Genomic DNA, 21476 nt, shown 5'->3' on the forward strand with positions numbered 1-21476 from the left:
TAGCAGCTTGGAATATTCTGTATACAACAAAAACACCGAAATTCTCGGTGCTCTCTCACGTCTATCCTCTTATTATAATAAATACCATGTATGCAACATATGCGATAGCAAGGACACTTCCTTCCGTTTTCGCAATTCTGTAGTCAGACCTTGTAAAAATAAATAAGATGATAGTTAAGACAATCATTACAATAATATCTATAAAAATCTTGTTATCGACTGGCAATGGTGAAATAACAGAAGAGGCTCCTAGTACAAAGAATATGTTAAAAATATTGCTTCCCACAATGTTTCCTAAGGCAATTTCACTTTGTTTTTTTATGGCCGCTGTAACAGATGTCACAAGTTCAGGCAGGGATGTTCCAACTGCAACAATGGTAAGGCCGACAAGTGTTTCACTCATACCAAATGAATACGCAATCTTGATACTATTCTCTACAACTAAATGGCCGCCGAAGATAATTGCGGCTAATCCACCAACTGTGAGAAGGATGTTCTTCCCCCATTTTTTCTCAACAATTGCTGTTTCTATGACACTGTCATTATTCCGATTGTTCCGAGCTGCCTCTAAAATGTAGTACATAAACACACTAAAGAATAGTAAGAGGATAATACCTTCTGTACGTGAAATGGTATTAATACTTGCATTTTGCAAGGCCAAATCACTGATCACAACAAATAAAGCTATACTCCCCAAAAATGTAAATGGTATTTCCTTTCGAAGGGTAGCATTTTCCACTTTCAATGGATATAGCATCGCGGTGATTCCAACGACAAACGTTATATTAAAAATATTGCTCCCAACCACATTACCGACCGCAACATCCGCATTTCCTTCTAATGCTGCTATGATACTTACTGTTGCCTCGGGTGAACTTGTTCCGAAAGCAACAATGGTAAGACCTACTAAGATAGGAGGTACATTAAGAAGTCCTGCAATCTTCGAAGATCCTTCCACAAAATAGTCCGCTCCTTTTATCAATAACGCGAACCCGATTACTAAAAATAAATATGTCATGTATTCTCCTCCATACTCCTCTGTATAGACCTCGTGATTTACTTGTACTGTACAATTATATGCAATAGCCACTTTTCCAAAACGTTAAAATTAATAATCATGGAAATATCAGCCAAATATTCCGGAATTATGTTATTCTAAATCTGAGTCCCTGAATTCAGGTTGTTGGTCGTTGCATATGTCATTGGAATCCATGTTAAGGAGTTATACCATGCATATAAAAAAAATGAAACGAAATGATAGATTAGATGATTTTTGTAAACGAAATGATTTCTCTGGAGTTGTCCTTGCAAGACAAAACGATGATATCACAGTTCAATCAGCTTATGGCTTTTCAAACAGATCCGAAGAAATAGATAACAAAAGTAATACTAGGTTTGGCATTGCTTCTGGATGTAAGCTTTTTACTGCCATTGCCATTTGTCAACTGATTGAAAAAGGTCAATTGTCACTAACTGATAGACTGACAGATTGTTTGAATATTAACTTTCCACATTTCGATGAAACGATTACCGTACATCATTTGTTGACACATACTTCTGGTGTCCCTGATTATTTTGATGAAGCCGTTATGGATGATTTCGAAGAGTTATGGAAGGAAAACCCGATGTATTTGATTCAGAGTTTGAAGGATTTCCTCCCGCTGTTTCAAGAAAGTAAGATGATGTTTGTTCCTGGAGAGAAATTTCATTATAATAACGCAGGTTATATTCTATTAGGATTACTAGTTGAAGAAAGAACGGGACAGACTTTTACAGATTATGTAGAAGAAAATATTTTTGAACCATGCGGAATGGAAGATTCAGGTTATTTTTCTCTTAACAATCTCCCTAAAAATACAGCTCTTGGATATATAGATCATGAAAATGGAACATGGAGAACAAATCTGTATTCAATCCCAATTAAAGGTGGGTCTGATGGGGGCGCTTTTGTAACTGCACCTGATATGTTGAAATTTTGGGATGCGCTACTGAATCATAAACTACTAAGTAAAGAGTATACAGATCTACTTTTAACCCCTTACGCTCATGTCGAGGATGATGAGTATTATGGTTATGGAGTTTGGATCACCAAGAAGGAGACGGAAATCTTCAAGTATCATGTGATGGGATATGATCCCGGTGTCAGCTTTGCTTCTTCATACTATCCAGCATCTGATATAACCTTGGTTATTCCTTCGAACCAATCCTATGGACCACATGATATTACAGATCTTATTGAAGAAAGCTTATAAGAAGTTATAGAAAAGATGCTTCCAGGATTTAATTCCTAGAAGCATCTTTTTTATTTTGCTTGATTTTAGATAGCATCTTCGTCAAAATCGTCATCATTGTCATCTATTTCTTTTTCTAAAATGGTACCGTCATTTGAAGAGACTTTCAAGTCAACTTCCGTACCGTTGTATTTCAGTTCAATCTCGTAATAGCCGTCATCATCTAACTCAATCTCCTCAATGGTTCCTGGAGTATCTTTGGTAGCAATCGCTATGGCTTCTTCTTTTGAAATTATTACAGTAGTTCCTTTAGCCTGAGATGTAGCTTGATAGTTGTCATCATCATCATCATCATCGTCAACTCTTACCACTTCACCGGTTGTTGCGTTAACTACTACATCTGCATCATCATCATGTGCACCTTCAAATTCGATTTCATAGAAGAGTTCTCCATTTTTACGCTCAAGGTCAATATCTTCTATCTGCTTATTCTTAACTTCCCTAGCAGCGATTTCTTTTGCTTTATCAGATGAGATATCAGCTTCTTTTGTAAAAGCTCCAACCCCAACTGCTCCACCTAATACAAGTGCTCCTACTATACCAAGTACTACGACTTTTTTCTTCATGTTTTATTCCTCCTTTATTTGCTATACCTTTATCTTAGACAACAAAAATGAGGAATCTGAGAAAACAAAATGAGAAATTGATGAGAATTAGAGGAGAGTTCTCTCAATCATCCCAACTAATCGTTAGTACCTCCCCTGAAATCGCATGTACTTTTACCGTGGCATCTTCCTCCTGTGCCGTTTCAATTTCTACATAATAATAGGATTGCCCACCTTCCTGCTCCAGTTCAACATCATCTACTGTCCCTTTCACTTTAAGTAGGGCAAGTTGGATTGCCTCCTCCTCAGTGATGAGATTTGCTGTTTCTTTAGGAGGTGGTGGAGTTTCTTTAGCTGGCTGTTCTGTTTCCACTGGAGGTTCCTTTATAGGATTCGCTTGTTGAACAACATCCACAATATCACCTGTAGACGCACGTAACTTATAGGTCGCTTGCACATCATCCTTTTGCACAGTCGCATAAAAGAAAGCTTGATCTTGCTCCACTTTCTTTTCAATTGTCTTGATTTCTCCCACTTGTTCCTTGGCTAAAATATCTCGAATTTCATTTTCCGTTTTTTCTCGAGGCTCTTGAGATATCTTTGTTAGGTTTGTGACATCGCCTGTTTCTCGATCTACATCAATTACATATTTGCCTGATTCAATTTCAAACTGTATTTTATAGACATCCCCGTCTAGGCTTACCTCTGTATTCTTTCCACTGTACATTTTCTCGACAATATCAAGGGCTTCCTGTTCTGATAAAGGCTCCGCAGATGTTAAGGTTTTGGTCATTTGCCAAATGATAATCGTTGCAACCAAAATAACTCCTAACCCAATTATGCTTTTTTTCAAGGATATATTTCTCATCTTACTCACCCCACTATATTCGTTGAAATCACTATACTATCTTTTCATGAGAATTTAATGAGAAACCTCTTTGGTAAGCAGAATAGTAGCAGTTGTTCCTTGTCCTTCCACACTATCAAGGACTATCGTTGCCCCGATTACATCTGCTAGTTCCCTCGCAAGTGATAGTCCAAGACCATATCCACCTGTTTTTCTTGCTCTTGCCTTATCCACTCGGTAGAAACGATCAAAAACCTTTTTTACATCCTGAACTGGAATACCGATACCTTGGTCAATGATTTTAACACTCGCTTTATTTCTTTCCCTACCAATCACGACAATTATAGGTGCTTCGCTATACTTAAGGGCATTTTCCATTAAAATATAAAAAATCTGCTTAAGCTTTTGCTTATCTGTTTGTACAAGTGAATCTTCCTCTAGAATGACGTTAATTTCTCGTTTATACCCTTCACGAAACGAACGGACTGATTCCATGACAAGAGGCTGAACAGGAATGTTTTCGACCACCAGCTTCCACTGTTCTTCATGTTTTGCCATCAATAGAAGCTGCTGCGTTAATTCTCGCATATGTAGAGCTTCTGATTGAATCGCTTCTACTGCTTCTTCAAACAGCTTGGGGTCAGATTGTCCACGTCGTTTCAAAAGACTAGCATACGATTCAATAACAGTTAGAGGAGTTTTTAACTCATGAGACGCATTTGAAACAAAGTTTTCTTGTTTTTCATAGTTTACTTCTAATAAATCCATCATTTCATTGAATGTTTGTCCCATTTCGGATAATTCGTCATTTGTTTGTTTTGCCAATTCAATACGCTTGTACTGTCCGCTTTTTCGAATCTCGCGCATTGTTTGAATCATTGATGTAATAGGTAACGTAATGACATTACTTAAAAGCCTAGTCGAGATAACAACAGGTATGGTAGCAAGTAGAGTAACCCCAAATAAAACAAGGCTCAATGTTCGTAGATTATCTCCAGTTGTTGCGAGATTTTGAATCACTTGAAGTTCCGCTACATCCCCATTTTTCCAGATAACCGGGAAGGAAACAAATCCATGTGGTTCTCCATTAAAATCGACTATCTTTTGTTGTTCTGTTTTTTGATAGGTGGTTGGAAAATCTTTTAACCCTTGCTGTTCAGGAACCATAGATTGGCCTTCTACTGTCCCATCTGGACCTACTACTTGAAGCATTCCATTTACTGGTACGTAAGCACTTAGCAAAGCTTTGTCCTGTACTGAACCACTAGCCTTAGAAATTCCATTTAAGGCACGTATCGCTTCTGCCTCCGTACGCTCCAATTCACTTTGAAGCATCATATGACTAAAGGCAAAATACGATGCAATATTGATAAGAATGAGCAAAATGATAAACACAACGGCAGTATAGAGATTTATTTTTTTTCGAAGCTTCATTTTGTTTCCTTTATTACATAACCGACTCCTCGTACAGTGTGCAGGAGAGGCTCACTATACGGTTTGTCAATTTTATTTCGTAAATATCGAACATAGACATCTACAATGTTTGTGTCTCCAAAATAATCATAACCCCAAACCGCCGTTAACAATTGCTCTCTGTTTAGAACTTGACGTGGATGTTTCATTAGATGAGCTAACAAATCGAATTCACGAGGAGTTAGTTCAATGCTATCACCGTTACGTAGCACTTCATGTGTTCCTTCATTAAGTTTTAACTCTCCGACAGTTAGCCAACCTTCATCCTGTGTTGAATGCGTTGTGGCCTGTGGTTGACTACGTAATGCAACACGTATTCGTGCAAGTAGCTCTTCAATTTGAAAAGGCTTTGTCACATAATCATTCGCACCTAAATCGAGTCCAGAAACCTTATCCTCTACTGAGTCTTTGGCTGTGAGGAGAATAACAGGTGTTTTAGCCTGTGAGGCTCGTATCCGGCGAAGCACTTCAATCCCGCTGAGCCCTGGAAGCATGACATCAAGTAAGACAAGATTCCAGGACTCCTCTAGGAACATTTGTAATCCCTTGTTCCCATCAAAGGCCTTCCCTGTTTCATAGCCTTCGAAAGTCAATTCAAGCTCCAATACTCTAGCAATCTTTTCTTCATCCTCGACAATTAATATCCGTTGCTTTTGAATCTCCATAACAAAACCTCTTTTCTATGTAACTATTTCAATTCGGTTCTTTTTTTACAAGTTTGCCCAATAAGTATACGATACCACCAAGAGAAATGAGAGATAATATGATTTTCCCCACTGTCGTTCCTGATGTAACATGGTACACCGAGTATGCTTCCATGAGTAATGATGGTACCTTTCCGAGTGAGCTTGCGATTATAAATACGATGAAACTCATCTCACCGATAGCTGCAGTAAAGGTAATCAAACCCGATGGTACAAAAGGCAATAATCGTAAAAATAAAACAAGTGTAAAAGCGTCTTTCCCCTTTGCAGATAGTAGCTTATTTACTAGTGTATATGTTCGTTTCTTCTTATCAGTAATTTTCTTAAACCCTTTCCGGTATAACCCAAAGGAAACAATCGCACCGAGCACCTCACCCAAAAAAGAAATGAGGGTGCCTTGCCACACACCAAAAACAACTAAATTCGCAGCTGTTATAAACACACTTGGAAGTACTCCAAAAATGCTAACCACAATGCTAAGAAGTAAACTTATCATTATTGCATACTGTTCATAATTTGTTAGAATCTCTATTAGTTTTTCCTGCATGGTTATCCTCCGGAAGGGTTGTTGCTCTCATTATAGTCTAAATAAGAAACGCATGGATGAAAACAATCCATGCGACCTATTTTTCGTTACGTTCTATTCCTCTTCAATCTCTTCATCTTCGGATCCTGGTCTTCTTCCCCAAAAGAATTCCCAGGCATCAACACGATGAGATTCTTGTTCCTCACGATCCTGCATTTCTTTTTCGTTTTTTTTGTCTGACATACTATCTCTCCTCCCCAACTAGGCTATCGTATTATCGTATTCAATATGGTCTCCTATGTATGGGGATTCGCCTAGATGTGTAAAATATTTTGTTATGGAAAGCATATCGTGAAAAAGGTATACTTAAGTTGTAAAAATTTTGAAGAGGTGAATAGACAATGGCAAAATCAAATGCTCGAAAAAAGCGTGAAAGGCTAGTTCGTGAAGGAAAAAGAAACCCAGAAAATGGAAGAAGTCCATTTGCATTAACTGATCTGCAAACAAGAATGACGAAAACGAAAAAAGATTACTTATACCGCAATAAACATAAGAACCACTCATTCTCAGATGGAAATGATGGTTCTTTTTATTTTGGCTTTTTTGGTGGTTGAGTAGGAATGAACTGTTTTTATATGGACTAACCTTGTTTGTATGCTCTACTTTCTTCCAACTCGCGAAGTAGGCACGATTTTCACCCTTTTTTAACCTCTTTTTTCTATTCTTCTATCGATTGGGCACGATTCTCGTCTTTGCGTTTCTCCTTTCTTCTTTTCTTCTCTCGATTGGACACGATTCTCGTCTTTGCGTTTCCTCTTTCTCCTTTTCTTCTCTCAAGTGGGCACGATTCACAGCTCTACTCTCTAAAGTTAGTAATTATATTTCTTTTTACCCTGCATCGTTTATAAATCTAGTAAAGTGGACAAAATGGAATACTAATCAGATTAATATAGTGAGGAGAATCCTAGTGACGACAAATACGAGAAGGAAACTAATAAATACTGGTAGCTTTATATTTGGATTTGGATTTTTAGGTGCACTAGACGGAATCATTTTTCATCAATTGCTTCAATGGCATAGTGTATATATGGCAACAGATCGCCCCGGGCAAATTATGAGCGATGGAATCTTCCATTTTGCAGTAACACTCACTCTCATCATTGGTGGCGTTTTATTATGGCTTGCTGGAAACCCAAGTAATCTATCAAAGGGAATTCGTTTACTAGTTGGCTGGTTTTTAATTGGCGGCGGCGTGTTTAATTTGGTCGAAGGTATTATTAATCATCATCTGCTTCAAATCCATCGTGTAAAACCTGGAGATCCAAATGCACTATCCTATGACTTGGCATTTCTAGCATCTGGATTGTTATTGTTTATCATTGGTTATGTAATAAGACGAAACAAGGACGCACGGAGTTCAGCAGTAAGCTCATGAAAGCGGGAGAAACCATGTATCGAGTTATCAGTTTTGTTATTATTTTTAGCATCGTTACGTCCATGCTTTATTTACATAACCAAAGTAGTCATTTTAGCGCATCCAACCATGAGATGATGCATCAAGCCAACCAAATCGTTATTCCTCAAAACCATACTGCTCCGACCATTACAGGTTCAGTTACCCAGGACCTTACAGGGGCATGGTTGTTGGAAATTAAAACGGAGAATTTTACATTCGAACCTAAACTGGCTGGGTCCACTGAGATTTCTTATAATGAAGGGCACGCCCATATTTATGTGAATGAGAAGAAATTAAACCGGCTTTATGGGGAGTATTATAATTTAGATATGTTATCCTCTGGTACACATCAAATTAAGGTAACCCTAAATGGAAATAACCATGGGGTGTTCATGTATGAAGGAAAAGAAGTAGCATTTTCTGAGACTATACACGTACCATAAAAAATGCTGACAACACAATGTCAGCATCAGACTGTTGACAAACGCTCGCATACTGCGTTGCTTGCCTCTCTCGTCCGCTCATGAAGGCAACTTCTATTCGCGTCTTCGATCGGCTTCACGCCTTGTCTGACAACCGTTTTCAAGACATTCTGGGAAAAGTGATGTATATATAGCATCCGTACTATATCGTGTAGACAAAGTCAATACTGACCTTGTCTACACTCTAATACTATCAACACAATGTCAGCATTTGTTCTTTCTTATGATAAGATTCGTTTTTCTCCCTCTATTTCCTGGATTGGGGCTATATTTTGTGAGAACTCCATCGTTCCTATATATTCTCCAGCTTCATCCCTTACTGCAAAGTATCGGATATATACATATTTACCCTTTGCTTTAATCCAGAAATCCTCAACATCTTTTTTACCAGATTTGAAGTCTTCCAGTAATTCTTCAACGACATGAACACTTCTTGGAGGATGACAGTTCTGAACGGTTCTTCCAATAACCGCTTTTGTTCTTGCAAAAATTCGCTCCTTGCCTTTGGTGAAGTATCGAACGACATCATCCTTATCAATAAACGTAATATCAACAGGTAAATGATTTAGGAGTAGTTCAAGTTGTTTTAGAGATAAAATCCCTGTTTCCATTTTAATAAATCCTTTTGTCGTAATCTGTTCATCATCTATCACATTTCGTGCTGGCTTCCAATCATCTGGGGAAATCAAACAAAACCCAATTTCATCACTTTCATGAGCAATTTTTAACCACTCATCCTCTGTTAAATTATTTAATGACATCGGAAATAGGATATTTTCCTCACGATAAATCATTTCATCAACTTGATCTACAATAAAGGTAATAATTTCTACAACAGACCGTTTACCCCCATCGTAATCAGCAAGCACTTTTTTTGCATCTTTTATTGCATCAACTATAAAATCATCAATCTTCCACATCATATTTGTTGGACCATAAATTCCGTACTTTTCTAAATAGGGAAAGAGAAGCTGTTCTTTTCGTTCAAAATGCTTTCTGATATCGAGCAAAAGATTACAATCCTCAAGTAATGTAAATCTATTTTTTTGACTATCTTCATCCTCAAAAACTTGCAAATGCTTTTTAATTTTATCGTTAATTAACTTTTCAAGTTCCCTGTTCTCAAGCTTGAATGTATGAACTGGGTGTCCTGGTTGCTCCTCTGGATGTGAAGCCAACGTTTCTTCGATTAACTCTTTAAAGATTTCACGATGTTGTCTGCAGATTTCCGTTGCCTCACTTGCCTGGATATTTTCTTCTTCCAACAATACATGTTGTAGCCTGGAGATTTCCCCAATCGTAATATAACCAACCTTATTTGCTAAATGGGATTTTATCTCTTCTACGGATTTCCCATTATGTAAATCCTTGAAACTTTGTTTTATTATAGCTTCTCGCTCTGCATCACTTAGTACATGTTGTTCACGGTTATTTATAAGTTCACTCACATCAATTCTCCTTTCAAACTATGAGCTATGAAAAACACTTGTTATGTTTGAAAATAACATAGTTTCCGGAAAAGTTACGTGATTCGAATCACATGCAAAATAAAAAGACCCACTTGTAGTGAGTCCCTCAGCTGACCTATGCCTCTGGATATTGATACTCTAATTCATCTGTGTCCTCGTGGTAATCCACAAGTAGATTATGTCCATTAAAGAACCAGGTGTCATCTTCTTCCACATAAAAAACAATGTCATCTATTTTTTCACTTGTATGAATCTGGATTGGATCATCATCCTTTGAAAAGCCTAATGAATATTGTTCATGCATCGGACTTGAACCATAGAACTTTGGATAAAATCGAACGGTATCACCGTTTTTTACGCTTATATCTTCCTTAAACCATTTTAAAGCTGATTCGGTAATTGTGATTTTCATATGTATTGTACCTCCCTGCTATCCTTTTGATATTGTGCGCAGAAAAATGGACTTTATTAGTTTATACTACTAAAGATTCGGGGTGAAGTATAATCATTTAACTCTGAAATTTGTGTGAAGACGCAAAAATGCACGCAATTTCCATTGCGTGCACTTTACTTATAAGAGGAAAAAGATTGTTGTAGCACCAACAAGAATTAGTATACTAGCAACCTTCGCCCATTTGGGTAATGTGTCTTTTGTGTGTTGATTTACTTTTTCCTCTTGATCCTGGACTACCTTCCGATACTCAGGACTACAGCAACTCATTATGCCACCCGGTTGTAGTTAGAAATATCTTCTTCAAGCGGAAGATTTGCTGCACGAGCTTTTTTAGCTTGTCGGAAAAATAAAGCCACCAAGATGATCGTTCCTGCAAAACCACCGTACCATGAAATATCCATTGGTAAACGGAATCCAATCTGTGCATTCAAGATATACGTGATTACCATACAGAGCATGAATATTCCAGGAATGAGTGAAATCCAGTAGTTCTTTTTCGCAATGTATAAGTACATTGCACCTACAAATAACGCAATAACGGCTGTAGCTTGGTTCGCCCAGCTAAAGTATCTCCAAAGGATGTTAAAATCAATTTGTGTTAATACCACTGAAATTGCGAATAATGGAATTGCAATCCAAAGACGGCTTGACATTTTCTTTTGAGCTAGATTTAAATATTCAGCAATAATCATACGAGCACTACGGAAAGCAGTGTCCCCTGAAGTGATTGGTAAGACAATAACACCAAGTACTGCAAGTGTTCCACCAATTGCACCCAGCATTAATGTAGAAACTTCGCTAACAATTGCCCCTGGACCACCAGCTGCAAGTAGCTCTTGTAAACCACCGTATCCATCAAATAGGCTCATTGCTGCTGCTGCCCAGATCATTGCAATAATACCTTCAGCAATCATCATACCGTAGAAAATTTTACGGCCTTGCTTTTCTTTTTGCGTTGTACGTGAAATGATTGGCGTTTGTGTAGCATGGAACCCAGATAAAGCACCACAAGTGATTGTGAAGAACAACAATGGGAAAATAGGTGCATTATCAGGATGGAAATTTGATAATGAGATTTCTGGAATTGGTGCGCCCTTCACGATTAAACCAATACCGATTCCTACAGCACTGATTAATAGGATTGCTCCAAAGTATGGATATAGACGACCAATGATTTTATCGACAGGTAATAATGTTGCCAAGATATAATAAACAAAGATTGCGGCGATAAGAATTCCTAAAGCAACTTTCCCATCCAATAATAGGTTTAAAAGACTTGCCGGAGTTGATACGAATACTGTACCAACTAATAATAGAAGTAATACAGCAAATGCGTTAACAACATGCTTCATTGCTTTCCCTAAAAACTTAGTAGCAAGTTCTGGTAAATGAGCCCCTTTGTTACGGATTGAAATCATACCCGTTAAATAGTCATGAACTGCCCCAGCAAAAATACATCCGACAACAATCCAAATGAATGCTACAGGTCCGTAAAGCGCTCCCATAATAGGCCCGAATACAGGTCCAGTACCTGCAATATTTAGAAGCTGTATCAATGAGTTTTTCTTCGTGCTCATTGGGATGTAGTCCACGCCGTCTGCATTTACATATGCAGGTGTGGCACGTTCTTCCTTAACACCGAATACTTTTTCGACGTATTTACCATACGTAAAGTATCCAACGATCAACAAAGCAATACTAGCTAAAAATGTAATCATCTTTATTTTCCCCCTTTATCTTTTACTACTACTACCAATTATGAATGCGTTTACATTTATTATAGTAGATGAAATGATTTTTAGGAGATTAAAAGATTAAAAGGTAGAAATATGACAATAACATGTCAATTTTATGAACTAACATGCACAATTTCTACCTTATCAACTATTGAAGCAGGGACCAACTTTATATTTCTAATTTTGTTCGTAGTGCTTTCACATAATTACGACTTACAGATAGTTGTTCTTTTCTTCCTTCAATTTCTAACTGATAGGCACCATTAAACCAAGGAGTAAGACGTGTAACATATTTTAGATTTACGAGAAAGCTCTTATGGATTCGAAAGAAACCAAATGACTCGAGTCTACTTTCCAGGTCTTTGAGTTGTGTCTTTGTTTCGTACTCTCCCAACTTGGTAATGAGCTTTGTAAGTTTTTCATCTCTAACAATATATAAAATATCTATCGGTTCAAGGTAGAGGATTTCTCCTCCAGAATCAACCGCAAGCTTACCCGTTTGCTTTCCTTTTTCCTTTTCTTCTGGTGCTTGTAGGTGCTTTACAATTCGCTTTACCGTTTCCTCTAATTGTTCCTCATCATAAGGTTTTAACAAATAATCAATGGCATTATACCGAAACGCTTCCACAGCAAACTCAGGATATGCTGTTGCAAACACAATTAACGGGGGCTTTTTTAATTCCATTAAGGCCTTTGCAGCATCCATACCATTCCCCTTTGGCATTTCAACATCTAAAAAAACAACATCCGGCTGAAGCTGAATCGCTTTTAGAATAGCTGACTCACCTGAATCTCCTTCACCTACTACTTGAATGGAAGGATATGTTTCTATTAAATGGGTTAATTCATCACGACTATATAACTCATCATCCACTATAAGCGCTTTGATTTTCTGTTCCATATTGGATACCCTCCGTTAGTGGGATTACAAAAGATATTTTTGTTCCTTTATTTACTTCACTATTTATTGTTAAAGCTGATTTTTCCCCGTATAACATGGTCAGTCTTCGATTTACATTGTAGAGTGCAACACCGCTACCTTTTTCTGATTTAATCGGAGTAACGCAGATTTGGTTGGCACGTTCCTCACTCATACCTACACCATTATCTTCGACTTTTACAAGGACACCCTCTTCCCCCTTAAAAATCGAGATAATTACCTGAGAACTTTCATCTCGATCCTTCATTCCATGTTTGATAGCATTTTCGACAATTGGTTGTAGGGTGAGAGGCGGTATATGTTGATAGAGTGCTCCTTCTTCAATGTGATAAAATATCTTAAGCTTATCTACAAATCTCGTTTCTTCTATCTCTAAATACGCCTTAACATGCCTAAGCTCTTGCTCTAAAGTCGTTACATTTTGTGTTGTGACAGACAGGTTTTGACGTAAAAAATGCGAGAGGGAGACCAGTAATTTCCTCGCTTTTGTTGGATCTCTTCTTACAAGCGATAGTATCGTGTTCAATGTATTAAAAAGGAAATGTGGGCTAATCTGAGCTTGCAGTACTTTAATTTCTGCTTCCTTGGCAAGCTGAAAAGCTTTATCCGCCTCAGAAATTTCTAGTTGGTTACTTAAAAGAGCACTTAGACCAGAAATGAGTTCAGTTACAACAGGTGTAATCTCTTTTTCCGAACGAAAATAGAATTTTAACGTTCCAATCGTTTCATCTCTTCTTTTTAATGGAGCAATCACTGCAGCACCTAGCGGACAATCCTCATCACGGCATTGGATCATACTCTTGTTTGCAATTACAATAGTACCTTTTTGCAGAACATCTTGAGTAATTTGAGTTTGAATTGGCATTTGAGAGCGATGATGGTCATGTCCTAATCCAACATGTGCCAATATTTCATTCGTATTTGTCATCGCAACCGCTGTAGCCTGTATCTCATCCTGGATAATATGGCAAACTTTATTTGCCGTTTCACGGTTAAGTCCGTTTCTGAAATAAACAAGTGTCTTATCCGCAATTCGTAATGTCTTTTGAGCTTGTACAGCCCCCGCTCGTTCGCCTTCATTTATCACACTTTTAATGATCATAAGGAAAAGAACACAACCAAGTCCATTTGCAACAATCATCGGAATACCAATAATTTCAACTAATGCAAGTGCTTTTTCAAATGGCCTTGAAAATAGTAAAATCACTAGCATTTGCAGAGCTTCGGCTGAAGCTGCGATGATAAATGCAGTGCTTAGCTTGATATGCTTGTTTTTCTTGTAAAAATACCCCGATACAAATCCAGCAATAATTGAAGCAAAGCCACAGGAGAAAGCGGTAAATCCACCTAAGGTAAACCGGTGAATACCAGCAATCAGACCGGCACCAAGTCCTACCTTGTAGCCTCCTAGCAGCCCAGCTAGTACAACCCCAATTACACGCGAATTTGCTAAGGCTTCATCTGAAGTCAAATCAGCTGCCCATCGATCAAACTGTAAGCTTTCTGTATTAAGGCTTAATCCTGTGTATGTGCCAATAATTCCAAAAAAGCCAAAGAAGACAATGGCTACCAGCCTCTGCCACTGATTTAGCTGATCCTGGTACATCATCCCTCTAAAAAACTTCAATCTTGTTAAAATAAAAGCGATTGCAACAATAATGCCTAACCGCTCTACCATTGTAATTAAAAGTTCAAACATGGGATTTCTCCTTTTTGAGTCGTAATCTCAAAAGCTATTGTATTGTGTATCTTTATTTTAACAGAATTGGCGATTTCGGGTACCTTTTTTGGAGTGGAGGATGATGGAAGATTGAGGGATTGGAGATGGGTCTGGTGTGGGGTTGGATGAAGAACTTAACTTTTCAACCTAGCTTGAGTTTTGGGATTCATAGACGAGATGAAGAACTTAACTTGTAATCCTAGCTAGAGTTATGCTCTTCATAGACGTGATAAAGGACTTAACTTGTAATCCTAGCTAGAGTTTTGGGATTCATAGACCTGATGAAGGACTTAACTTGTAATCCTAGCTAGAGTTATGGTCTTCATAGACCTGATGAAGAACTTAACTTTTATTTCTAACTTGAGTTTTGCTCTTCATAACCTTGTTGAAAGACTTAACTATCTATCTAAGCTTGGTGAATAGCCTTCGCAACGTCAACAATCAAATAAATAGAAAACTCTACTCTTCTGCCACGTTTACCCATATACAGATGATACTAATTTCATCATACCTATCAAAAAAAACCAGCCCCATCAACCTGGAGCTGGCATCTTAGTATTACGAATATAGTTTTTGTCTATGTTTTTGATACAATAGGAAACTTACACCTACTAACATCAGTAGAAGTCCAAAAAGTAGTACATTAAATGTGTTCGTTGCTGTAATTGGTAGCTTAGAATCGGTTGAATCCTTTTCACCTGTTGTTTCTTTTGCTTTGTCATCAGTATTTGAATCGTCTTGTGGTTGTTCTGGACTTTCTTCAACTACCGGGTCTGGTGCTGGATCCGTTCCAGGGCTTGGTTCCGGCTCAGTTCCTGGAGTTGGTTCTGGATTGGTACCAGGTTCAGTGCCTGGGTCTGGATTCGGATTTGGAATTGGTTGCTGCACATCCTCACCTTTTGTAAAAGTGAAAATGTCAGAAACAGTTCTACCTGTAAAACCATCCTCAGCAACAGCATACCAGGAGTAGACTTTACCTGGTTCCAGTCCCTTCCAAACTGTCTCGGCAATGTCCCCGCTCTGGACATCTTCATCAATACCAATGACTGTATCGGAATAGACATTAACAGCAAAATAATCGGTTGCCACACGTTTTTCTGATGGTTCTAAATCCAGATTGATAATGAACTCGTCTTTCCCTGGATATGCATCTGTGTCATAGTAATTGTAATCATCTAAATGTGGTGAATACGTATTTACAAGAATCCGATTGTTATCTCGGTCAAAATGCAACAGTCTCATGTATCCTTGTCCACCCTCTGGACCTGCTTGATAATCTGCAAGCATTTGGGTAACCTGACGATCTGCAATACCATCACCATCATCATCAATTTCGTCTACTAAAGTTTGTGCCTCATGATAATGACCGCTTAATACGGCAATCACATTTTCATTCGGTACAACCACTTCGTTATATAATTTTTCACCAAGTGGATGGCGAGTACCTGTCGCAAGTAAATACTCATGGAAATTCAAAATAGCCATTCGGTCAGGATGAGCTTCTAACACATCATTCATCCATTGAATTCCTTCGTCTGTTACTCCCCAGCCAAGATATACCATAATATAATCATTTCCATCGACTGAAAGTAAGTCATAATGGCCTCGGTTGTTTAAATAAGAACCGCCATAGTAAGGCTTATCTTTGAAGCGATCCTCGCCAAAGTAACGATAATAATCGGTATAATCATTGTTTACTTGGTTAACATCATGATTCCCTGCCAATACACCATACGGAATTTCATTGTCATCAAGTACCTTCATATACGTATCTGCATGGTTCCACTGTTGTTCATCTGTTGAAATATTCACCAAATCACCTGTATGGAATACATACTCAATGTTTAGCTCTTCCTGTTTTTCTGCAATCCATTGCGTTTGTCTATCAAAGATATACGGAAAGCTTTCGGCATAATATTGAGTGTCAGACATCCACACAAATGTATAATCATATTCCTCAGGAGAGCTTGGAATTTCATCCTGAACAAGTACATTAATTTTCGATTCCTTCAAAAAGTCACTTACTGAAACAGTGCCTTTTAATTCAAAATCCTCTGTACCTGCAATTTTATAATCGATTAATTCCCAATCAGCTGTGTTGTGGTTCCAGGCATACATGGATACCTTTCTACCTTCTAACGAGTTTCCGTTCCAACTAAGTTCAACGATATCGTTCTTGTCTACAGCTTCATCCACAGTTACATCAAATCGATGATACGGGAACTGTGTACTAGAATCAGTCACTAAGTAGCTACCATCTTGCTCGGATACTAACGAGATATCTTCAGCAGAGAATCCTTGTTCACCAGCTGGAGCCATCTCTTGTGGTGGTTCTACATCAGTTGCGTTTTTAAATCCGTTTACACGATCTGTATGTGACGCATCATATTGATATCCTTGATAAAATGTAACATCCATATTGTCCCCTGCAGTATCCGACACCTTCACCTGAAGTGTAGGATCACCTTCGACTGGTGTTTCTGGTTGAATCGCTTCTGGTTTCTGTGGATTTTCATTTACTACGGAAAAATGCTGAATCACTTCTTCTGTATTGCCTACTTTATCAACCGCAACGATCGATAGCTTATGTTCGCCTGGAGCGAGCTTTGCAGAAGATGTTTCATACGGAACCGTGATTTCTGTATCATCAAGCTTCACTTGAACCGATTCAACATCTGCAAGTTCATCTGTGACAGTCACATCGATTGAAAAAGGACCTTTGTATTCTTTTCCATCAGTAATCGTTGATGAAATAGTTGGAGCTGTATTATCAACGACAACCTTTTTCGTAATCTCCTCATCTGAGTCCCTTACTTTAATCTCATGTTCTCCATCAACTACTGCACTAGTATCCCATTTATACGTTTTTGAGCGTGCTTGTTCATTTGTAATTTGGAATGTAAAATCAACAAACGGATTGGCATCATTCATTTTCAAAACTTGAGATGCGTTACTATAAGATGGATCCTTAATTACTGTTCCATCTGAAAGCACTAAGCGTACATTCCTCAAGTCGTAGTCATCACGATTTTCGAGTGAATCTAAATCAAACGGAGATGCCTTATTCCCTGAACGAACCGTGATTGTTGTTTGGGATTCCAGACGATTTGATTCAATTGGTATACTAAAAGTCTTCCATTGAGTTAACCAGTCATCATCCATCACATATAAAATTTCCTCACCCATAGTAACGGCATTTTGGAAATACGTATTTAACCCGTTTACCTCAAAAGCAAAATACGCTGTACGCTCAACAGAATGATACGTACTATCTGTAATTTCTTGGCCATCAATAACTAAGTCTAGATTCTCAGGCGCATCTTCTTCTGAGGTTGCCTTCAATACTTTTTCACCATTCAGGATATCATCGTCTTTTACATTTACACGTAAACTTGATTGATCAAGATCATTTGTAATCGTGACGCGATAATGATCACTTTCTACCTCTTGATGTCCATCTGATACGACAAAATAATAATCAACATTTTGATTTCCGATTAGATCGGGTGAGTAGATCGTATGATGATACAACATGTCATTGTAATCTTCTTGAATGATTGCTTCCTGGTATTCTGATTGATTATTCATTTTATAGAATAAACGAACAGAAGTAATTTGCGTATCGTCTTGTGCATTCGCAACGATGTGAATATCATCCTTCTGGTCAACTTTTGATACAGAAGTTAAATTTTCAATGGAAGGAGCAACAGTATCCTCGTCAATTTGAATTGGCTGAGCTGGCACTTGGAAGCTTTCAACTTTACCTGGTGTTGCATCCATAATTCCAACTTTGATTTGCTGAGTAGATTTATCCATTGGATAGCTGTACACAATCCCTTTGTCAGCAACTGTATCATCCACATTTGGCTCATCGTTGTAATACGCAACTGTAATTTCTTTATGCGTATTTGTCCCGATAACTAGTCCTCGCATACTACCATTTGCCATACCACCGCTATATATCCGAACAATATCCTCATTTTCTACTAAATTAGATCCATAATTCGCATTAAAATCAGCTACTGTTTGCTCCATATTTTGATCGTTAATGATCCAAAATACTAGGGTCTCACCAGCTGGAATGACAACATCTTCGGGTACAGATGGCCACACAACATCTGTTCCTGCATCAGTACCGTAACGATAATACATTTTATAGTCTTTAAAATTAATAGCTTTATCGCTATTGTTATAGATTTCGATAAATTCATAGCCATCCGCAGTTCCTACATTCGTAGAGTCTGGCACAACCTCAGTCACTAAAAACTTTGGAATTTGGGAAAAATCCACATCTGGCTGTTCAACCTGAACAATATATTTTTCAGTAGCAACAGGATTTGTTCCATCTGTTGCCTGAATATAATACGTCACATTCTTTTCCACATCTGCAGCTGGAATTTCGGTAGAATAGGTTGTCCCATCTGCAACTGTAGGATTCATTACCAAGGACGTAAAACTCTCAGCATCATCGGCTTTGTAAAATAGGGTAACAAAAGGTACTGCTTGATTATCAGTTACAGTAGCTTCAATTTTAATTGGAGTAAATGCATGACTACTTGTAACGGGTGTATGTGTTATTACAGGTGCTTCCGTATCTGTTGGTGCTTCTGGTAGATTCACAGGTGTCGAAGGTACTTGCCCTTCTAAGATACTACCAGGAGTTGGTTCCGCAACTACTTGTCGTTTTACCATTTCTGTACCGGTAGATGGATAGGTATATTGCACGACTTTTCCATTATTATCCGTTTCGTTCGCTAGGTAACCTGCTGATATAACCTCAGCCCCTGTGTTATCCTTTACTACAAGTGCTCGGTTTCCACCATTCGCAAAACCTGGGAATCCATCTTTGAACTGTACGACCTGTTCATTCACTAATTCCAAGCCAAAATTCGCATTAAATTCTGCCAGTGTTCTATCACCATTATTAAACCAAAATACCAGTGTTTCCTGTGGTTCGATTGTGGTGACAGGAATTTGGAAAGGTAATTCATTTCCTGTATCCGTATAGCGATAAATAAATGAATAATTGGTTAATGAGATTGGTTGATTTGTATTGTTATAAAGCTCAAAATACTCGTAGTAATCTGTTCCTCCACCAGCTGAATTCGGAGAAATCTCTGGTATCAATAATTGGGGCAAATGATCAAAATCCTCTTCTTCACGTTGAATTGATACCTCTACCTCTTGATTCTCAGGATATGATACACGATGGTGTGGAGTGGTTGCTGTCACATAATAACGCAACGTATCACTACTTACTTTTTCTTTTGGGATTACAGCCTCGTAAAGCTGACCTTCTTTTTTACTCATGACTGCTTTTTCAAAACTAGTATTTTCTGAAGTTTGATAGTAGAGATGTGCGCGTACATTACTATTACTATCTGTTATCTGTGCTTGAATCACTAGATTTTCTAAAGCATTTGCTTCAGTTACTGGTGTATGGGTAATTGTTGGTGATTCACTAGCTTCAACTTTTACCTCTTCTGCTGGAACTTGTTCGTTTTCGAAAGTTCCCGGTGTTGGCTGAGCCTTTTGTGCAAGCTTGCCCATTTCTCTTCCAGTTTCCGGATATGTATACTGAACGACTAATCCATCACCAATGTCTTCTAGCACATAATTTGCCCAGACAACCTCATTATCTTGAGGGTCTTTTACGACAACTGCCCGATTGCCACTATTGTAAAAGCTTGGTGGACCACTGTAATTCACAAGATTGTCTTCTGTTATGTTGGTAGTATAAAAACTATTAAAATCAGTAGCTGTTTTATTAGCTACATTGTTCCAAAAGACAATTGTGCTTTTAGGTGCAAGTGTTACAGGGGAGAATTCCATATCTACATCCTGCTTCCCACTTCCATCTGTATATCGTAATGAAAACGTGTAATGATCTAAGTTAATTGGTTGATTCGTGTTATTGTACACTTCAAAATACTCATAGTTATCAGCACCAGTATTATTTGGCATAATTTCTGTAATCAATAGAGGTGGAAGTAAATCAAAGTCTACTTCAATTGATTCAGTCGGTTCTTCCTCGGGTACTTCACTATATTGAGTTTGTTCTTCAAAATTAGTAGATTCCACTTCCCCTTCTTGTTGGTTTATAGGGTCACTTGAAGTTGGTTCTGATGGTGGGGTTTCTAGTATTGATTCATCTTGTTGAGTTTCAGATATGCTAGATTCTGTCTGAGGTTCCGTTGGTGTAGTATCTTCAGTAGAATCTTCAATTGTCCCATCTGTTGTTTTTTCTTCATTTTCAGAAGTTGGTTCATCAACAGTTGTTTCTCCAGTCGGTTGTTCTTTCGTTGTTTGTTCACTACTGCTTGTACTTTCCGCTAAAACGACCGTAGTTGGTAAAGCTAAAATTACGTTTGACACAAAGATAGATAGAATTAAAAAGTATGTAAAAACCCGTTTCCCCTTATTTCTCACTCGTTTTCCAACCCTCATATGTACCTCCTAATTTGTGAAGTTTTTAATTTACATGTAAAACTTTACTGTCATATCTTTAATATAAATATCGAATTGTGTAAATTTACTGTAAAATTTTTCAGTTGAACGATATAAGGAAATCCATTATGATTGCTGCATTGATTTTCAGGGATTGTTGAGTTCTATAGTTGCACTCCTTTTACTATGAAGGCTGGGACCTAACTTAAGCTTATTCTTGTTAACAGAAAAAATCCGCCCCCAAATTTGAAGGCAGATCTTTCTATTTGCTATATTAGTGCTTTAATTTATAGCTAAAATCGTGATTATTATAGTTCAAGTTTAATTCCTTTTCCCTGTAGGCCTACTCTAAGTTGCTCCTCGACATTTTCACCCGTGATAATTCG

General features: G+C 37.9%; 18 protein-coding genes. 4 read left to right on the plus strand and 14 right to left on the minus strand.

Features of this window, described 5'->3' with window-relative positions:
• Positions 1-61: 61 nt before the first annotated feature.
• The gene (locus ACWNMY_RS06985) at positions 62-1018 is read right to left on the minus strand and encodes a calcium/sodium antiporter (protein ID WP_449537519.1); all 957 of its coding nucleotides are present in this window, start codon (positions 1016-1018) and stop codon (positions 62-64) included.
• Positions 1019-1229: 211 nt separating this feature from the next.
• On the opposite strand from ACWNMY_RS06985, the gene ACWNMY_RS06990 reads away from it, so the two are divergent.
• Positions 1230-2252: a serine hydrolase domain-containing protein gene (locus tag ACWNMY_RS06990; protein ID WP_449537520.1), complete on the plus strand. Its 1023-nt coding sequence runs from the start codon at positions 1230-1232 to the stop codon at positions 2250-2252.
• Between the two features lie 65 nt (positions 2253-2317).
• Here the strand turns inward: ACWNMY_RS06990 and ACWNMY_RS06995 are convergent, their stop codons facing one another.
• The 6 genes from ACWNMY_RS06995 to ACWNMY_RS07020 form a co-directional block, all read right to left on the minus strand.
• Positions 2318-2857: a PepSY domain-containing protein gene (locus ACWNMY_RS06995; protein WP_449537521.1), complete on the minus strand. Its 540-nt coding sequence runs from the start codon at positions 2855-2857 to the stop codon at positions 2318-2320.
• Between the two features lie 103 nt (positions 2858-2960).
• The gene (locus ACWNMY_RS07000) at positions 2961-3704 is read right to left on the minus strand and encodes a PepSY domain-containing protein (protein ID WP_449537522.1); all 744 of its coding nucleotides are present in this window, start codon (positions 3702-3704) and stop codon (positions 2961-2963) included.
• Positions 3705-3758: 54 nt separating this feature from the next.
• Positions 3759-5117, minus strand: coding sequence for a sensor histidine kinase (locus tag ACWNMY_RS07005; protein ID WP_449537523.1), 1359 nt, complete (start codon positions 5115-5117; stop codon positions 3759-3761).
• The gene (locus tag ACWNMY_RS07010; RefSeq protein WP_449538405.1) at positions 5114-5815 is read right to left on the minus strand and encodes a response regulator transcription factor; all 702 of its coding nucleotides are present in this window, start codon (positions 5813-5815) and stop codon (positions 5114-5116) included. Before ACWNMY_RS07010 ends, ACWNMY_RS07005 begins: the two co-directional genes overlap by 4 nt.
• A 34-nt stretch (positions 5816-5849) precedes the next feature.
• Positions 5850-6407, minus strand: a complete 558-nt coding sequence (locus tag ACWNMY_RS07015) for a TVP38/TMEM64 family protein (RefSeq protein ID WP_449537524.1) — start codon at positions 6405-6407, stop codon at positions 5850-5852.
• Positions 6408-6500: 93 nt separating this feature from the next.
• Positions 6501-6629, minus strand: coding sequence for a hypothetical protein (locus tag ACWNMY_RS07020; protein ID WP_449537525.1), 129 nt, complete (start codon positions 6627-6629; stop codon positions 6501-6503).
• 158 nt (positions 6630-6787) lie between these two features.
• Here ACWNMY_RS07020 and ACWNMY_RS07025 point away from each other — a divergent pair, with 158 nt between their 5' ends.
• The 3 genes from ACWNMY_RS07025 (at position 6788) to ACWNMY_RS07035 (ending at position 8285) form a co-directional block, all read left to right on the plus strand.
• The gene (locus tag ACWNMY_RS07025) at positions 6788-7000 is read left to right on the plus strand and encodes a hypothetical protein (protein WP_449537526.1); all 213 of its coding nucleotides are present in this window, start codon (positions 6788-6790) and stop codon (positions 6998-7000) included.
• Between the two features lie 353 nt (positions 7001-7353).
• On the plus strand, positions 7354-7821 hold the full coding sequence (locus ACWNMY_RS07030) for a DUF2243 domain-containing protein (protein ID WP_449537527.1): 468 nt from the start codon (positions 7354-7356) through the stop codon (positions 7819-7821).
• Between the two features lie 14 nt (positions 7822-7835).
• Positions 7836-8285 carry a hypothetical protein gene (locus ACWNMY_RS07035; protein WP_449537528.1) on the plus strand — a complete coding sequence of 150 codons (450 nt, stop codon included), beginning with the start codon at positions 7836-7838 and terminating at the stop codon, positions 8283-8285.
• Between the two features lie 260 nt (positions 8286-8545).
• Here the strand turns inward: ACWNMY_RS07035 and ACWNMY_RS07040 are convergent, their stop codons facing one another.
• From ACWNMY_RS07040 to ACWNMY_RS07070, 7 genes are all read right to left on the minus strand, one after another.
• Positions 8546-9772 carry a DUF438 domain-containing protein gene (locus ACWNMY_RS07040; protein WP_449537529.1) on the minus strand — a complete coding sequence of 409 codons (1227 nt, stop codon included), beginning with the start codon at positions 9770-9772 and terminating at the stop codon, positions 8546-8548.
• A gap of 136 nt (positions 9773-9908) precedes the next feature.
• Positions 9909-10205: a HesB/YadR/YfhF family protein gene (locus ACWNMY_RS07045; RefSeq protein WP_449537530.1), complete on the minus strand. Its 297-nt coding sequence runs from the start codon at positions 10203-10205 to the stop codon at positions 9909-9911.
• Positions 10206-10364: 159 nt separating this feature from the next.
• The gene (locus ACWNMY_RS07050; protein ID WP_449537531.1) at positions 10365-10514 is read right to left on the minus strand and encodes a hypothetical protein; all 150 of its coding nucleotides are present in this window, start codon (positions 10512-10514) and stop codon (positions 10365-10367) included.
• Positions 10514-11965 (minus strand): carbon starvation CstA family protein, encoded by a 1452-nt coding sequence (locus ACWNMY_RS07055; protein ID WP_449537532.1) that lies wholly within the window; start codon positions 11963-11965, stop codon positions 10514-10516. Before ACWNMY_RS07055 ends, ACWNMY_RS07050 begins: the two co-directional genes overlap by 1 nt.
• Before the next feature lie 187 nt (positions 11966-12152).
• Positions 12153-12884 carry a LytR/AlgR family response regulator transcription factor gene (locus ACWNMY_RS07060; RefSeq protein WP_449537533.1) on the minus strand — a complete coding sequence of 244 codons (732 nt, stop codon included), beginning with the start codon at positions 12882-12884 and terminating at the stop codon, positions 12153-12155.
• A complete protein-coding gene (locus ACWNMY_RS07065; RefSeq protein WP_449537534.1) occupies positions 12850-14622 on the minus strand; it encodes a LytS/YhcK type 5TM receptor domain-containing protein in 1773 nt (590 codons plus the stop codon). Before ACWNMY_RS07065 ends, ACWNMY_RS07060 begins: the two co-directional genes overlap by 35 nt.
• A gap of 579 nt (positions 14623-15201) precedes the next feature.
• Positions 15202-21090 (minus strand): lamin tail domain-containing protein, encoded by a 5889-nt coding sequence (locus ACWNMY_RS07070; RefSeq protein WP_449537535.1) that lies wholly within the window; start codon positions 21088-21090, stop codon positions 15202-15204.
• Between the last annotated feature and the right edge of the window lie 386 nt (positions 21091-21476).

Source organism: Ferdinandcohnia sp. Marseille-Q9671, from assembly GCF_976954385.1.

What these genes read in the sequence shown, in the direction of transcription:
- ACWNMY_RS07005 (WP_449537523.1), bottom strand. Translation starts at nt 5,117, where the DNA reads ATGAAGCTTCGAAAAAAAATAAATCTCTATACTGCCGTTGTGTTTATC.
- ACWNMY_RS07045 (WP_449537530.1), bottom strand. Translation starts at nt 10,205, where the DNA reads ATGAAAATCACAATTACCGAATCAGCTTTAAAATGGTTTAAGGAAGAT.
- ACWNMY_RS06995 (WP_449537521.1), bottom strand. Translation starts at nt 2,857, where the DNA reads ATGAAGAAAAAAGTCGTAGTACTTGGTATAGTAGGAGCACTTGTATTA.
- ACWNMY_RS07050 (WP_449537531.1), bottom strand. Translation starts at nt 10,514, where the DNA reads ATGAGTTGCTGTAGTCCTGAGTATCGGAAGGTAGTCCAGGATCAAGAG.
- ACWNMY_RS07055 (WP_449537532.1), bottom strand. Translation starts at nt 11,965, where the DNA reads ATGATTACATTTTTAGCTAGTATTGCTTTGTTGATCGTTGGATACTTT.
- ACWNMY_RS06985 (WP_449537519.1), bottom strand. Translation starts at nt 1,018, where the DNA reads ATGACATATTTATTTTTAGTAATCGGGTTCGCGTTATTGATAAAAGGA.
- ACWNMY_RS07035 (WP_449537528.1), top strand. Translation starts at nt 7,836, where the DNA reads ATGTATCGAGTTATCAGTTTTGTTATTATTTTTAGCATCGTTACGTCC.
- ACWNMY_RS07015 (WP_449537524.1), bottom strand. Translation starts at nt 6,407, where the DNA reads ATGCAGGAAAAACTAATAGAGATTCTAACAAATTATGAACAGTATGCA.
- ACWNMY_RS07060 (WP_449537533.1), bottom strand. Translation starts at nt 12,884, where the DNA reads ATGGAACAGAAAATCAAAGCGCTTATAGTGGATGATGAGTTATATAGT.
- ACWNMY_RS07020 (WP_449537525.1), bottom strand. Translation starts at nt 6,629, where the DNA reads ATGTCAGACAAAAAAAACGAAAAAGAAATGCAGGATCGTGAGGAACAA.
- ACWNMY_RS07065 (WP_449537534.1), bottom strand. Translation starts at nt 14,622, where the DNA reads ATGTTTGAACTTTTAATTACAATGGTAGAGCGGTTAGGCATTATTGTT.
- ACWNMY_RS07070 (WP_449537535.1), bottom strand. Translation starts at nt 21,090, where the DNA reads ATGAGGGTTGGAAAACGAGTGAGAAATAAGGGGAAACGGGTTTTTACA.
- ACWNMY_RS07025 (WP_449537526.1), top strand. Translation starts at nt 6,788, where the DNA reads ATGGCAAAATCAAATGCTCGAAAAAAGCGTGAAAGGCTAGTTCGTGAA.
- ACWNMY_RS07000 (WP_449537522.1), bottom strand. Translation starts at nt 3,704, where the DNA reads ATGAGAAATATATCCTTGAAAAAAAGCATAATTGGGTTAGGAGTTATT.
- ACWNMY_RS06990 (WP_449537520.1), top strand. Translation starts at nt 1,230, where the DNA reads ATGCATATAAAAAAAATGAAACGAAATGATAGATTAGATGATTTTTGT.